The 14,926-nt window shown below is 40.9% G+C and carries 15 protein-coding genes; 8 read left to right on the plus strand and 7 right to left on the minus strand.

Going from position 1 to position 14,926, the window contains the following annotated elements; translation table 11 throughout:
* Positions 1-39: 39 nt before the first annotated feature.
* Positions 40-921: a pirin family protein gene (locus tag GBI16_RS12590; protein WP_151707190.1), complete on the minus strand. Its 882-nt coding sequence runs from the start codon at positions 919-921 to the stop codon at positions 40-42.
* 332 nt (positions 922-1,253) lie between these two features.
* Here GBI16_RS12590 and ycaC point away from each other — a divergent pair, with 332 nt between their 5' ends.
* Both ycaC and GBI16_RS12600 read left to right on the plus strand, forming a co-directional pair.
* Positions 1,254-1,880, plus strand: a complete 627-nt coding sequence (gene ycaC / locus GBI16_RS12595; RefSeq protein ID WP_086209128.1) for an isochorismate family cysteine hydrolase YcaC — start codon at positions 1,254-1,256, stop codon at positions 1,878-1,880.
* A 386-nt stretch (positions 1,881-2,266) separates the two neighbouring features.
* Positions 2,267-3,190 (plus strand): LysR substrate-binding domain-containing protein, encoded by a 924-nt coding sequence (locus tag GBI16_RS12600; RefSeq protein ID WP_151707191.1) that lies wholly within the window; start codon positions 2,267-2,269, stop codon positions 3,188-3,190.
* Positions 3,191-3,296: 106 nt separating this feature from the next.
* Here GBI16_RS12600 and ahpC read toward each other — a convergent pair whose 3' ends face one another.
* Together ahpC and GBI16_RS12610 are read right to left on the minus strand one after the other, a co-directional pair.
* Positions 3,297-3,860, minus strand: a complete 564-nt coding sequence (gene ahpC / locus GBI16_RS12605; protein WP_086209130.1) for an alkyl hydroperoxide reductase subunit C — start codon at positions 3,858-3,860, stop codon at positions 3,297-3,299.
* A 162-nt stretch (positions 3,861-4,022) separates the two neighbouring features.
* A complete protein-coding gene (locus GBI16_RS12610; protein ID WP_162900247.1) occupies positions 4,023-4,646 on the minus strand; it encodes a TetR/AcrR family transcriptional regulator in 624 nt (207 codons plus the stop codon).
* Positions 4,647-4,783: 137 nt separating this feature from the next.
* Here GBI16_RS12610 and GBI16_RS12615 point away from each other — a divergent pair, with 137 nt between their 5' ends.
* Together GBI16_RS12615 and GBI16_RS12620 are read left to right on the plus strand one after the other, a co-directional pair.
* Positions 4,784-5,248: a hotdog fold domain-containing protein gene (locus GBI16_RS12615; protein WP_086209131.1), complete on the plus strand. Its 465-nt coding sequence runs from the start codon at positions 4,784-4,786 to the stop codon at positions 5,246-5,248.
* Positions 5,249-5,410: 162 nt separating this feature from the next.
* Positions 5,411-5,800: a tautomerase family protein gene (locus GBI16_RS12620; RefSeq protein ID WP_086209132.1), complete on the plus strand. Its 390-nt coding sequence runs from the start codon at positions 5,411-5,413 to the stop codon at positions 5,798-5,800.
* Positions 5,801-5,953: 153 nt separating this feature from the next.
* Here the strand turns inward: GBI16_RS12620 and GBI16_RS12625 are convergent, their stop codons facing one another.
* From GBI16_RS12625 to GBI16_RS12640, 4 genes are all read right to left on the minus strand, one after another.
* Positions 5,954-6,277: a hypothetical protein gene (locus tag GBI16_RS12625; protein WP_139841354.1), complete on the minus strand. Its 324-nt coding sequence runs from the start codon at positions 6,275-6,277 to the stop codon at positions 5,954-5,956.
* 130 nt (positions 6,278-6,407) lie between these two features.
* A complete protein-coding gene (ssb, locus tag GBI16_RS12630) occupies positions 6,408-6,980 on the minus strand; it encodes a single-stranded DNA-binding protein (RefSeq protein WP_086209134.1) in 573 nt (190 codons plus the stop codon).
* Between the two features lie 51 nt (positions 6,981-7,031).
* Entirely contained in the window at positions 7,032-8,396 is a 1,365-nt protein-coding gene (locus GBI16_RS12635) for an MFS transporter (protein ID WP_086209135.1), read from the minus strand.
* 159 nt (positions 8,397-8,555) lie between these two features.
* Complete coding sequence (locus tag GBI16_RS12640) at positions 8,556-9,635, minus strand: DUF475 domain-containing protein (protein WP_086209136.1); 1,080 nt, start codon at positions 9,633-9,635, stop codon at positions 8,556-8,558.
* 211 nt (positions 9,636-9,846) lie between these two features.
* Here GBI16_RS12640 and tenA point away from each other — a divergent pair, with 211 nt between their 5' ends.
* The 4 genes from tenA to GBI16_RS12660 all read left to right on the plus strand — a co-directional run bounded on the left by tenA (position 9,847) and on the right by GBI16_RS12660 (position 14,894).
* Positions 9,847-10,521: a thiaminase II gene (tenA, locus tag GBI16_RS12645; protein WP_086209137.1), complete on the plus strand. Its 675-nt coding sequence runs from the start codon at positions 9,847-9,849 to the stop codon at positions 10,519-10,521.
* Between the two features lie 162 nt (positions 10,522-10,683).
* Positions 10,684-11,058: a hypothetical protein gene (locus GBI16_RS12650; protein ID WP_086209138.1), complete on the plus strand. Its 375-nt coding sequence runs from the start codon at positions 10,684-10,686 to the stop codon at positions 11,056-11,058.
* 327 nt (positions 11,059-11,385) lie between these two features.
* Positions 11,386-14,217, plus strand: a complete 2,832-nt coding sequence (gene uvrA / locus GBI16_RS12655) for an excinuclease ABC subunit UvrA (RefSeq protein WP_151707192.1) — start codon at positions 11,386-11,388, stop codon at positions 14,215-14,217.
* Between the two features lie 185 nt (positions 14,218-14,402).
* On the plus strand, positions 14,403-14,894 hold the full coding sequence (locus GBI16_RS12660; protein WP_086209140.1) for a pyridoxamine 5'-phosphate oxidase family protein: 492 nt from the start codon (positions 14,403-14,405) through the stop codon (positions 14,892-14,894).
* Positions 14,895-14,926: the final 32 nt, after the last annotated feature.

Below are 14,926 nucleotides of genomic sequence, written 5' to 3' on the forward strand. Positions count from 1 at the left end.
TTGACCGAGTAGGGATTTCTTCTTTTAGACAGTCAGTGCTTAGTCCACCACAGCAACTGGAATTTCACCAAACTTTCCACGATTAAAATCATCAAAAGCTTGCACTATTTCCTCTTTGCTATTCATCACAAACGGACCATAACCTTGGATAGGCTCATTGAGTGGCTCACCCGTCAACACCAAAAATTTAGTGTCTGTGAGTGCTTGAAACTGGATTGCAGCTTCGCCATCTTGAGCGAACATCACAATTGAATTATCCACCACTTTTTGTGTGCCATTAATCAGCACTTCACCACTGAGCACAACCACAATGGTGTTATGAGTCACAGGAACATGCACAAAAGTTTCGTAGTCTGCTTTGAGTTCTCCATCCCATACATTGACTGGGCTGAAAGTTTGCGCTGGACCATGATGACCGCCAAATTCACCTGCAATAACACGGATATGTCCTGCATTATCATCCATTTCAATCCGTGGAATTTCCGCAACAGTCAAAGCTTGGTAACGTGGCGTAGTCATTTTATCTTTGGCTGGCAAATTCACCCAAAGTTGCACCATTTCAAACAGACCACCATGTTCAGCAAAGGCAGGTGAATGAAACTCTTCATGCACCACACCTGCACCTGCGGTCATCCACTGTACATCACCTGTGTTAATCGTACCGCCACCACCACTCGAGTCTTTATGTGTGACTTCGCCACTATATGCAATAGTAACGGTTTCAAAACCACGGTGTGGATGTGAACCCACACCACGTTGAGTCGTAGTCGGATCAAATTTGTATGGTGCAGCATAGTCCAACAGTAAGAACGGACTAATGGCTTGGCCTAAACGGTCGTATGAAAACAGGTTTTTAACTGGAAAACCGTCACCGACCCAATGCATGTTTTGATTGCGATATACACCTATTACTTTTTTCATCTTGGAACTCCTATATGGATAGGATGAATATGCAATCTATACTACCCCTTTCCTCAGTTCACTTATAGCTCTGTGCCAATACACACAATCACACCAGTAGGACAATATCATTAGAACCATCCTGCTTTTATAAAAACCATTTGAAAAACAAAGCCATCTTTTATTGTGATGGCATATTTTTGCTCAAATTTTCCTATTTTTAAGATTAAGCATCTCGTTTGGCTTATTTTATTGTCCCATTTTCATCACTAGGATGGTGCTAAATCGAGAAGCGAAAATAAACAGATCTTTGGCTTTTCGGTTTTATAGATAACCACACAGAGGATAGAAAAATGACTCAGCCATATATTCGTTTAGACAAAGATAATGCAGCCGTGCTGTTAGTTGACCATCAAGCAGGTTTACTGTCATTGGTCCGTGATATTGACCCTGATAAATTTAAAAACAATGTGCTTGCCCTTGCCGCAGCAGCAAAATATTTTAATCTTCCCACCATTTTAACCACCAGCTTTGAAGATGGTCCAAACGGACCTTTAGTCCCAGAATTGGTCGATATGTTTCCAGATGCTCCTTATATTGCACGTCCAGGACAAATCAACGCATGGGACAATGAAGACTTTGTCAAAGCAGTCAAAGCAACAGGTAAAAAACAGTTAATCATTGCAGGTGTGGTGACAGAGGTTTGTGTGGCATTCCCTGCACTTTCAGCACTTGAAGAAGAATTTGAAGTATTTATCATCACTGATGCTTCAGGAACATTTAACCCCATCACGCGTGATGCCGCATGGGATCGTATGTCACAAGCTGGTGCTCAACTAATGTCTTGGTTTGGTGCAGCTTGTGAATTACACCGTGACTGGCGTAATGATATTGAAGGCTTAGGCGCTCTTTTTGCAGCACACATCCCAGACTATAAAAACCTGATTCAAAGTTATAGCAAAAATACAGCGAGCAAATAATCTGCTGAGCGAAGAAGCGATCTTTGGATTAATGCCAATCAGTTCAGAAATTGATTGGCATTTTATTTTTAAATTCATCATGTTATTTGATAGGTAGAACTTTTATCTGGCACGATTCAAGGCAAAAACAGTTTAAACAAGTCAGCGTCCTGCGATCTATTTCCGCATCAAAGGAATCTGGCAAGTTCTGCAGTGAAACACGCTATGTTGCAAGATACTTTTTTACGGACTCAAAAATTAAGGGGCTCATGACAAGAAAACTGAACAGGCCAGCATTAGATCTTCAGATCACTTTTTCGTCGTGCTTACCCATCCGCAATGATACAGTGTAAGACATTCATAACAGACTGCGATATGTCGTAAATCTATACAGGCTTAAACACATCATGCATTCATTTGACGACTATTATTATTTCTATCTTGTGGTCAAACACGGGGGGTTTAGTGCCGCAAGTGAGGCCTCAAATATCACCAAATCGAAGCTCAGTCGCCGTATTTTAGACCTTGAAGCTAAATATAATGTGAATCTCATTCAACGCTCAACCCGTCACTTTAAAGTGACACCTTTGGGTCAGGAATTATTTGATGAATGCCAACAAATTATTCAGCAAGTTGAAACTGCCAACAACGTTTTACTGAAACAGAAAAGCGAACCTCAGGGTTTAATCAAACTGAGTTGCCCTTCGGTCATGATGCGCTATCAAATTCGCAGTTTGCTCAATCAGTTTCTAAAACAATATCCCAAAGTTCAAGTTGAAATGGAGCTCACCAGTCGTCGTGTGGATGTCCTACATGATGATATTGATCTGGCGATTCGTACCAATTTCACAGCCAATGAAGACTCCAGCATTGTGGTACGTGATGTCGTAAGAACTACACATTGCCTAGTTGCCAGCCCTGAACTTCTACAAGGACGCAACATTCAATTTGCGACAGAATTGAATGATTTCCCAACCCTCGCGCTTGGGGTACAAAAGAACCAATATCAGTGGCTATTACATCATATTGAGACCCAAGAACAAATCGTCATTCCTTTGACACCACGGATAAAAAGTAATGACGTAGCAGGCATTTATTATTCAGTCTTAGATGGTTTAGGCATTGCCAATCTGCCCTACTTAACCGTAGAAGATGACATTACAACTGGTCGCTTGGTTCATATTTTACCTGACTGGTGTTCCAATATTGGCACCGTGCAACTGGTCTATGCTTCACGCAAAGGACAGCGCTTGGTCATGGAAAAACTGATTGAACATTTGGTTCAAGGCATACGCGACTTTGCCACCAACAGTAAAGGCTATCACCTTTAAAAAATAACCGTACTCAACATAAAAAAATCAGCCACTGGGCTGATTTTTTTATGCGCATCGTTCCAATAGATTGGAACGATGCGCGACCTTGTATCATTCGATCTACTTAGATTTTACCGACCAAATCAATTGAAGGAGCCAGCGTCGCTTCACCTTCTTTCCATTTTGCTGGACATACTTCACCTGGATGCGCATGTACATATTGCGCAGCTTTTACTTTGCGTAACAGTTCAGAAGCATCACGGCCAATACCGCCTGCATTAATTTCAATAATTTGGATTTTTCCTTCGGGATCAATCACAAATGTACCACGATCAGCCAAACCATCAGATTCAATCAGTACTTGAAAGTTTTTAGACAATGTCCAAGTCGGATCCCCAATCAATGGATATTGAATTTTACCAATCACATCCGAAGTGTCATGCCATGCTTTATGGGTAAAATGAGTATCTGTAGATACACCATAAATTTCCACACCCAATTTTTGGAATTCAGCATAATGATCAGCTAAATCGCCTAATTCGGTTGGACAAACAAAGGTAAAGTCAGCAGGATAGAAAAATACAACAGACCATTTGCCTTTAAGGTTTTGTTCAGACAACTCAATAAATTCACCATTTTGGTACGCTGTTGCATTAAACGCTTTAACTTCAGTATTGATTAAACTCATGTATTTTTCCTCAAAAATGAATGAATGTGCTTAAGTAATGAAGCTAGAATACGTGCAAATTAAAAATTGGTGAAACAGTAAGTTTTTATGAAATTTATCGGTTTTTTAGATTAGAAAACCCTCGTTAAGTTTTACCCTTTTCACAGTTGTCACTATCAAGTTTTACATCTGAAATGCGTTTAAAGACTGCCATGCTGCTTGAGCTAAAACGTTTGCATAATCTGTAGGTAAAGGGCTTACTCGACCAGATAACCAAGCACGGCAGTAGCTTTCTGTTGGTCCAATCATCAGAGAAAGGCGAAGTTCAACTGGCACAGCAGTCATGTACTCGGCATCAGGCTGAAGCGCCAGCCACTGACCTAATTGCAAATTACGCTGTAAGTTTTCCTGCTTTAACGTTTCGGCATGTATCCCTTGCTGCACACTGTAACTGGCTGCATATAAAAATCGTGCAAAATCAGGATACTGCTCTACCCAGTCCAGATAACTATGAATAACGGCATACAGTCCATGTTTAAGGTTTTGACTCTGTTGCAAAGCGTGCATACGTTGAGTCGCTTGATCCTTTAAAGCCGAAATATATAAAGCCGAAACGATGCCTTCTTTATGTTTAAAATGATGATAAATCGCCCCAACACTGGTCTCAGCAGCATCTCGAATCATCTCTATGGTCGTGCTTTCGATACCCTGCTGAATAAACTGTTGTAAAGCACAATTTAAAATCTGACGTTTAAGCTCCGCACGTCGACCAGGATAAATTCGTTCAAGTAAGGCTATGTTTTGCATCATCATTCCTTTTTTATTGTGCTCATCATAAATCAAGACTCGCTCTTTTGTGTAGCAGAGTCGTCAAATCAGCCAAATACAGAATAATATTCTGTATGAGAATATTATTCTTCAAATAATGCATGAAGGACATCACCATGAGTCAAGCCTTAAAAATATGGAAAACCCTAGAAGCCAAACCTGCTGGGAAATGGACATTTTCAAAATTGCTGTGTTTAAAGGCGCCTTATTTCAGCAGTATCTCCCCATTATTCGAACAACTGCGCCCAGACTACTGCGAAGTGAGCATAAAAAAACACCGTGCTGTGTTGAATCATATTGGTACTGTACATGCCATTGCGATGTGTAATATGGCAGAACTCGCCGGAGGCACCATGACCGATGTGACCGTACCCAATACGCACCGCTGGATTCCAAAAGGCATGCAAGTAGAATATATACAGAAAGCATCGACTGATTTAGTCGCAGTGGCAACACCAGCACAGTCCAATTTTGTTTGGAATGAAGGCAGTGATTATGTGGTCAATGTTGAAGTTAAAAACACTGCTCAAGAACTGGTTTTTCGTGCCACAATTACAATGTGGGTTTCACTGAAAAAATAAAATTTGCGACCAAAACCCACTATTCGATGGTGGGTTTTCAATCCGTTCATCTTAAATGCGTACAAACTAACAATGATCTTTTTCAAATGAATTTGCATACACTCTGTTAAGATGAATGATGATCTATCCCCATTAATTTCATTTTAAAAAATAGAGAAAGTCATGGCCCAAATTAAAATCTATGCTTTAAATAAAACCATAAAAAGACATCGAGATCATCTAAGTATTGCCATTCACCAAGCGTTAACCAAAACACTGAAATATCCCATAGAAAAAAAGTTTCAACGTTTCATTTCATTAGAATCAGAACATTTTATTTACCCATCAGACCGTACAGAATCTTACATCATTATCGAAATCTCTATGTTTGAGGGCAGGACAAAAGAAGCAAAAAAAGCCCTTATTAACACACTATTTCAAAACATTAATGATTTATGTGGAATTGATTTCAATGATATTGAAATCACAATATTTGAAACCCCAAAAGAAAACTGGGGAATTAGAGGTAAAAATGCTGATGAATTACAATTAAATTATCAGATCAATATTTAGAAAATAAAATACAGTATAAAAAAACAAATATTTAACTGTGAGTTTCCAATGAAGACACTTTAATGCAGGCACATCCATAACAGAAAAGCCCTTGAAAATGAACTGTATAAATTCATTGATACAAGATCTACGATATTAAATGATCACTTTAACTTATTTAATTATCAGAATAAAAAACATCGCAGGGAATATGACACCTAATAAAAAAAATACAAATGGGGCAACATACCTATCCACCCATACGGGGCTATTTCCATGCCCATCTGTAAATAGACGCTTTTTCCCTATAGATAACGTAACTAAGAGAAAGGCCAAAAAATACAGTATATTTTGATTAAATAAAGCAAGATTTTCAAAATAATGGATGCCATGTGTTCTTTCTGAGAGCAAAAAGAATATAAAAACGGTATAGCCGATAAAGCCTGTCCCACAACACATCCATCCAGAGGCTTCGCTTTTTGATTGTCTTAATTTCAATTTTTAAGCCCTTTAAAATAAACAAAGTGCCTTATCCAAAATATCTGAGTTTCTCTGCACATAAAAAAAGAACTTGATATCAATCAAGTTCTTTTTGATCACTTTGTACAAGGTTTATACCTGATACCAGTTAAAACGGAAGGTCATCATCCATATCCGCTGGTGCTGTTGCAGGCGCAGACTGAGGTGCTGCTTTTGGTGCAAAACCACTTGGGTTATTGTTCGCATAACCACCTTGTTGGTTGTTACCACCTTGATTGCCACCATAACCGCCTTGGTTGTTATTGTTATAACCTCCACCTTGGTTATTGTTGAAACGTGGTTGTGCATAACCATCATTTCCGCCTTGCATTTGCTCACCTTGCTGACGGTTGTTGTCTAGCATCTGCATTTGCTCACCACGGATTTCTGTGGTGTAACGCTCTTGACCATTTTGGTCTGTCCACTGGCGCGTGCGCAATGAACCTTCAATATACACTTTTGAGCCTTTGCGCAGGTATTGTTGCGCAATTTCACCTAGACGGTTGTGTAACACAATACGATGCCATTCAGTTTGCTCTTTACGCTCACCTGTACTTTTATCTGTCCAAGAGTCGCTGGTTGCAATTGAAAACTGAGTCAACGAACCACCATTTGGAAAAGTTTTCGTCTCTGGATCTCGGCCTAATGTGCCCACTAAAATAACTTTATTTACACCGCGCATCTGATGTTTACTTCCTATCTATTTCTATTATTTACTTTATAAGAGTTATGCTTAAATGGCTACCTCTTTCCCTAACAACTGCGTTAAATCTTGTCGCGTCGCATCATCTATTTGCTGCTTATCGACCTTGACATACGCCACTTGCTGATCAGACATCACCACGACCTCTTCAATACCACGAATCGCTAAAAGTTGGGAAGTCCATTCATCTGTTTGTTTATGTTCAGGTAAACGTAGCACCATCGAAGATAAATAGCGTGGCTGCGCCAAACCAAAACTAATCAATAACCAAATAATGGCAAGTCCAGTCAGAATACTCCAGCCCAAAGCAGTATTGTTTAATAACAATAATTGTCCACCTGTAACGCCACCAAAAAAAGCGCCTAAAAACTGGCTGCTGGCATTTACGCCCATCGCGGTGGCTTTAGACTGAATTGGTGCGGCTTTCGATAACCATGAGGGCAACAACGCCTCCATAACATTAAAAGCAATAAAGAATAAGCCCAAACCCGTGAGCAAAATATACTTTGACTCAAAACCAAAAATTAGAATGCCTAGGCCTAAAATAATACCGCCAATCGCAGTTAAAAAGATGCCACGCATCTTGCGGTATTTTTCAGCCAATACAATACTTGGGAAAGCAAAAAACAGGCTAATCACCAACAATGGCAAGTACACCCAACCATGCGAATTGAGTGGAATTTTGGCAAAATCAATCAACTGTGATGGGACATAAATAAACATTGCTGTCAGCAATAAATGTAAGCTAAACACTGATACATGCAGGCGGTTCAGATCACCCATTTTTAAAACTTGTTTGAGCTGAGCCAAATAACCTTGATCAAAATTTCGATGGTGGCGGGTAACTTTTGGAACCAACAGCAACATTGAAATGGCGGCCAAGCCCATGATGGTCGTTACCCAAAACAAACCTGAAATACCCACCAAACCTGTAAGCCACGGCCCCAAACTAAAGGCTACAGCAAAAGAAACCCCGATACTCATCCCCATGGTTGCCATGGCTTTCATGCGGTTTTCTTCACGGGTCACATCGGCGAGGAGCGCCATCACCACAGCAGAAACAGCACCACCACCAGCAATAGCACGACCAATAATCACCCCATAAATAGTGTCTGACATTGCCGCAATTGCACCGCCCAAAGCAAACAGAAGCAGCCCAAAAACCACCAAAGGCTTCCGACTATAACGGTCAGCAATCAGACTAAACGGAATCTGTAGAATAGCTTGGGTTAAACCATAAATCCCCACAGCTAAACCGAGCAGTGCAGGTGTTGCATATTCATAAGTCTGCCCTGCTACAGAAAAGACAGGGATGATCATGAACAAACCCAACATGCGTAAGGCAAAAATACTGCTTAAGGCAAAAGTTGAACGACGTTCTAAAGCATTCATCATAAACGAAGACAGACTGTATTGAATTAATCTTGGATCAAGATTATAGGCTATTCAATCCGACTAGCGACATGAATTTTATATTTAATAAAAGCGTTCCTGATCTGAAAAACAAAAAGCGCAGCCTGAGCTGCGCTTTTCTTCGGTTCAAAACAAGCTGCTTTAAACGGCTTGATGTTTTTGATATTGGATAGACGCAATCACGGCCCAAACAATAAAGGCTACACCAATTAAACCTGTAACAATTTCAGGAACATGAAGACCTGTACCACTTGCCAGCATAATAAATGCCAAAGCACCAATTGCATAGTGCGCACCATGTTCAAGGAAGACATAAGCATCCAAGGTGCCTTTTTCGACCAAGTAAATGGTCATCGAACGCACAAAGATCGCACCAATGGCAAGGCCCAACATGATAATCACGACATCAGAAGTAATGGCAAAGGCACCAATCACACCATCGAAACTGAACGATGCGTCGAGAACTTCGAGGTATAAGAAACCACCGATACCCGCTTTAACGACACCTGTCGTTGCGCCATTGGCATCATGCACAATTGCATTACCATCTTCATCAATTTCAGGCTCGCCACCGAGTAAATGGCTCAGTACCTGTACACCAATATAAACCACGATGCCCCAGATTCCTGCCATAGTCACGACTAGACGTTTGGCTTCATCAACATTCGCCGCCATCACCAAGAGTGCAATCAAGGCCAAGAATACAGACATTGCAGGGACATTGGCCAAGTTTGCCAAACGACGCTCCAACCAGCGGAACCAGTGCGTATCTTTACCTTCATCCAAAAAGAAGTTAAGAAACACTAACAATAAAAACGCGCCACCAAATGCAGCAATTTCAGGATGATGATCCATCAAACGTTGTGAATAAGTCTTCGGATCATTTAACGCCAATTGAACGACTTCAACGAAGCCCATATCTGCAGTTACCGCCACAATTGCGACAGGGAAGATTAAGCGCATACCAAATACAGCGACTAAAATACCCACGGTAAGGAATAACATTTTCCAAAAATGATCCCAACCACGTAACACGGACGCATTGACCACAGCATTATCAAAAGATAAAGAGACTTCCATCACCGCTAAAATGGCAGTAATAGTCAGTGCAGTAAACATGGTCTTTAAGCCCGCTTCTGGTCCATGGGTAAAACCCCAGTACGCAGACAACGCAAGACACACGATCGTAAAAATGATAGAGAAACCAAAATGTTTCATCATGACAGATCGACCTTTAAAAAATTTGGAAATTAACTAAAACTTAAAAATCAGGTTGAGTTTTATGGTCGCAATTATGACCGTTTTTGTAGATGAAACCAAAACATCTTCGTTAATTTTTACTTATTTCCTCACCACACAGTGTTGGATTGTTCTTCCGAGTCAACAGTTGTTATAGTCTTGCCCATATTTCGGCTTTTCTCAGGATAAATTAATGGCTTTTTCTCAAGATGTTTGGCAACGTAATGTCGACTTATATCAAAAAACATTGGCTTTGCCTTTTAACCAAGAATTGGCTTCAGGTAGCTTGAATAAAGAAGCGTTTTGTCATTATGTCATCCAAGATGCACATTACTTGGTGGCTTATGGTCGCGCGCTCGCCGTATGTGGCGCCAAAGCTTATGATGCTGATGACATTATTCAGTTTAGCCAAGGGGCCAAAGAAGCAATTGTAGTGGAACGCAGCTTGCACGATGGTTTTATGAAAAACTTTGGGATTTCAAAACAACAATTTGAAGAAACTCCTTTGACATTAGCTTGTCATCATTACACTTCTTTTTTAACCGCAACAGCATGGTCTGAAAGCTATCCTGTGGTGTTAGCGGCACTCTTACCTTGTTTTTGGATTTATGCTGAAGTCGGTAAAGACATTGTGGGCAACTCTATCGCTAACAACCCATACCAAGCCTGGATTGATACTTATGCTGGAGAAGAATTCAATCAAGCTGTGCGCAATGTGATTGCAACCATTGATAAAGTAGCTGCACGTTGTGATGCCGATACCATTGAGAAAATGCATAAAGCCTACCGTAAAGGGGCTGAACTGGAATGGTTATTTTGGGACAGCGCTTATAAACAACAGCAATGGCTCGGTTTAGACCACGCTTAAAAGCTCAAATGATCCCAAAAGCCCTGAACTCTTCGGGGCTTTTTTATTGCCCAAACATCGTATTTTTTCAGATGACGCGATTGCTATTTTAAGGATTTAAAACTAAACTTCACCAATGATAATAATTATCATTTGCATAATTAACTTTCGAGGGCCATTCCCATGCATCCTGATACTCTAGGTACTGAAGCCATTCGTGCATTTTTTACCGTACAATGCTGCTGGCTAAATAACGAAGAAATTTATCTTGAAAAAGGCTGTTTACACTGCGGTTCTGCCGCGACCTATCTGATTTATTATACCAATCCACACATTCAAAAACTGATGTTAGCTTTTATTAAAAAATATCATTGTCTTTTAAGTCGGCAACAAGATTTACTCGACTTACCTGACTTTGAAGATGACTACGACACTTTCTTGCAAACCCTTGAGCATGAGGTTAATTTTTATGCGCGAATTCATCATGACATCGCGCGTCCTTTTGCTTTTGAAACAGTCGATTCAATCTTTGAACGTAGCTATGCCATCGCATGTTAGTCGCAGCATAAGAGCATAACTATTACGATCTCATTCAGGCGTATGACAAACGATACAAATGACAACAGCATTTTAGCTTTGCCATACACCTGACATTTTTAATGTTTCTTCTATTCCTATATTTATATCAAACTTTTCATCTCCAACTCTCAGTCTGTCACTCTACTTTGAGACTTGTCTCGACCATCAAATCTAGCTACAGTCTATCAGCAGCATTTTTTCTTCTAGCCGACATAATTTGTCGCTATAAAATCATCTGTAACACTTGAACAAAGCATAAGTCGTTATCATATACCTCCTTTATCTGCACAATTTCGAGATAGTTTTATGAGCCAAAGTCATATCCGTATTCGAGGCGCACGTACCCATAACTTAAAAAATGTGAACCTTGATATTCCCCGCGACAAATTCGTGGTGATCACGGGACTTTCTGGTTCAGGTAAGTCGTCGCTTGCATTTGATACACTGTACGCCGAAGGTCAGCGTCGTTATGTCGAATCGCTCTCGGCCTATGCGCGCCAGTTTCTATCACAAATGGAAAAACCTGAAGTTGACTCAATTGAAGGCTTAAGCCCTGCAATTGCGATTGAACAAAAGTCGACCAGCCACAACCCACGCTCTACGGTGGGCACCATTACCGAAATTTATGACTATTTACGTCTACTCTACGCACGTGTCGGCACACCGTTTTGCCCAGAACATGATTTGCCGATGGTGGCTCAGACTGTGTCGGAAATGGTCGATGCAGTAAAAGGATTAGATGAAGGGACCGCCCTGATGCTGCTGGCGCCAGTCGTGCGGGAACGTAAAGGTGAATATTCAAACCTGTTCGAACAACTACAAAGTCAAGGTTTTGTGCGTGCCCGTGTCGATGGTGAAATTGTAGATCTCGACCCGATCCCAGAACTCGATAAAAAGAAAAAGCACACCATTGAAGTGGTGGTGGATCGTTTCAAAGTCCGTGATGACCTCGGCAACCGTATTGCAGAATCTTTTGAAACTGCTCTACGTCTCGGTGGTGATATTGCCATTCTCTCGTGGATGAACGGTGAACATCCCGATCGGGTCTTTTCGGCTAAACACTCGTGTCCTGAATGTGACCGTGCTGTTGCAGAACTGGAACCACGTTTATTTTCATTTAACAACCCCTTTGGTGCCTGTCCAACCTGCGATGGTTTAGGGACTCGTAGCCATTTTAGTGCTGAAAAACTCATTCCAAGCCCAGAAGTTTCCATTAGCCAAGGCGCGATTCGTGGTTGGGACAGACAACGCCCGTACTACTACAGCATGATTGAAAAAGTGGCGGCGCATTTTGGTTTTTCTTTGGATACGCCTTGGAATGAACTGAATGCCGATACTAAAAAGAAATTCCTCTATGGTACAGGCAAAGAAAAAGTTGATCTCAGTTACATAGATGAACGTGGTCGTAAACATAACCGCGTACAAGCCTTTGAAGGAATTTTGCCGCACTTAGAACGTCGTTACCGCGAAACTGAAAGTAACTATGTTCGTGATGATTTGGCACAGTATTTATCCAATGCGGCCTGTGATGCTTGCGGTGGCTCACGTCTGAACGAAATTTCACGTCATGTTCGTGTCAAAGACAAAACCATTGCCCAAATTACCAAAATGTCGATTGGCGATGCTGAAAGCTATTATCAGGACTTAAATCTTGATGGGGCTAAAGGTGAAATTGCCGATAAGATTTTTAAAGAAATTCGTGAGCGCCTGCATTTCTTGGTCTCTGTGGGTCTAAACTATTTAAGCCTATCGCGTTCAGCAGAAACCTTGTCTGGTGGTGAAGCGCAACGTATTCGTCTAGCTTCACAAATTGGCGCAGGTTTAATGGGCGTGATGTATGTCCTCGATGAGCCATCTATTGGTCTGCATCAGCGTGATAACGACCGTTTGCTGGAAACTTTGGTTCGCTTACGCGACTTAGGCAACACAGTGTTAGTGGTTGAGCATGATGAAGATGCGATTCGGGCAGCAGACCATATTATTGATATTGGTCCAGGTGCAGGGATTCATGGTGGTCATGTGATTGCTGAAGGGACGTATGATGAAATTCTCGCGAATACAGACTCGCTCACAGGTCAGTATTTATCAGGTAAACTGAAAATTGAAGTTCCGAAAAAACGTACTGAACCACCAAAGCCTGATGAACAAATTAAATTGATGGGTGCTGCGGGTCATAACCTACAAAATGTAGATTTAACTATTCCTTTAGGCGTGATGACCTGTGTCACAGGTGTGTCTGGTTCGGGTAAATCAACCTTGATTAACCGTACATTATTGCCTTTGGCAGCGACTCAACTGAATGGTGCAACCACTTTAACCGCAGAAAAGTTTGACTCGATAGATGGTCTGCAATTCCTTGATAAAGTAGTTGATATCGACCAAAGTCCGATCGGTCGTACACCTCGCTCCAACCCTGCAACCTATACCGGTTTATTCACCCCAATTCGTGAACTCTTTGCACAGACTCAAGAAGCCAAAGCACGTGGCTATGCCGCAGGGCGTTTCTCATTTAACGTGAAAGGTGGTCGCTGTGAAGCCTGTGAGGGTGACGGCATGATCAAAGTCGCAATGCACTTTCTACCTGATATGTATGTGCCTTGTGATAACTGTCATGGTAAACGCTATAACCGTGAAACCTTAGAAGTCGGTTATAAAGGCAAGAATATTTCGGATGTGTTGGAAATGACGGTGGAAGACGCCATGCATTTCTTCGACGCGATTCCTGTCATTCACCGTCGTTTGGAAACCTTAAATCAAGTCGGTTTAGGCTATATTCGCTTAGGCCAGTCTGCAACTACACTATCAGGTGGTGAAGCACAGCGTGTGAAGCTGGCTCGTGAACTAGCGAAACGTGATACGGGTAAAACGCTGTATATCTTGGATGAACCAACTACAGGTCTACATTTCCACGATATTGCTAAGCTTTTAGATATCCTGCATGAGCTACGGAATAAGGGCAATACCATTGTGGTGATTGAACATAATTTGGATGTGATTAAAACCGCAGACTGGATTGTGGACTTAGGTCCAGAAGGAGGTTCAGGTGGCGGGATGATTATCGCGGAAGGAACGCCTGAACAGGTTGCGAAGAATAAAATTTCGCATACAGCGAAGTTTTTGAAGCCGATGTTGAAGTAGTAAATCCTCCCCAACCCTCCTTTTAAAAAGGAGGGAGTTCCCATTACTAATCAAATGGTGTTCCCCTCTTTATCAAAGAGGGGTTAGGGGAGATTCAATAACTGTCGCCTAAAAAAATTACAATTAATGATTTATTCAATTTCATTTTAAAAATATCTACAAATATAGAATAAGGAAAAATAAGAATGGTTATAGATACAAATAACTGGAATACAATTAAAAATGTTTTTTCTAAAGCACAGCAAGCAAATATGCATGCGAATATTGCTAGTGTTTCTCGCGATGGGATACCAAATATTACTCCAATTGGAACTGTCTTTTTGAATGATGATGGAACAGGATTTCTATTTGATGCATTCTCTCAACAATTAGCAGAAAACTTAAAGCAAAATAAAAATGTTTGTATCAGTGCTGTAAATTCAAGCAAATTATTTTGGCTATCATCTTTTATTAAAGGACAATTTAGCTCCTATCCTGGGGTAAGAATCTATGCAGAACTAGGAGAATTAAGGCCCGCGACAGAAGACGAGAAATTACGAGTGAACGCTCGCATCCAGTCTCTAAAATGGACCAAAGGAAGTAAATTAATTTGGTCTGATTTCACCTATGTTAGAGAGTTTAATGTTAATTCTTACCGATGGATAAAGTACCCGCATATGATGGATCATTTAAAATAATGTTACACTAAAGCAGAATCCACTTTAAATAA

This window comes from Acinetobacter sp. TUM15064 (assembly GCF_008980265.1).
Classification (GTDB): Bacteria; Pseudomonadota; Gammaproteobacteria; order Pseudomonadales; family Moraxellaceae; genus Acinetobacter.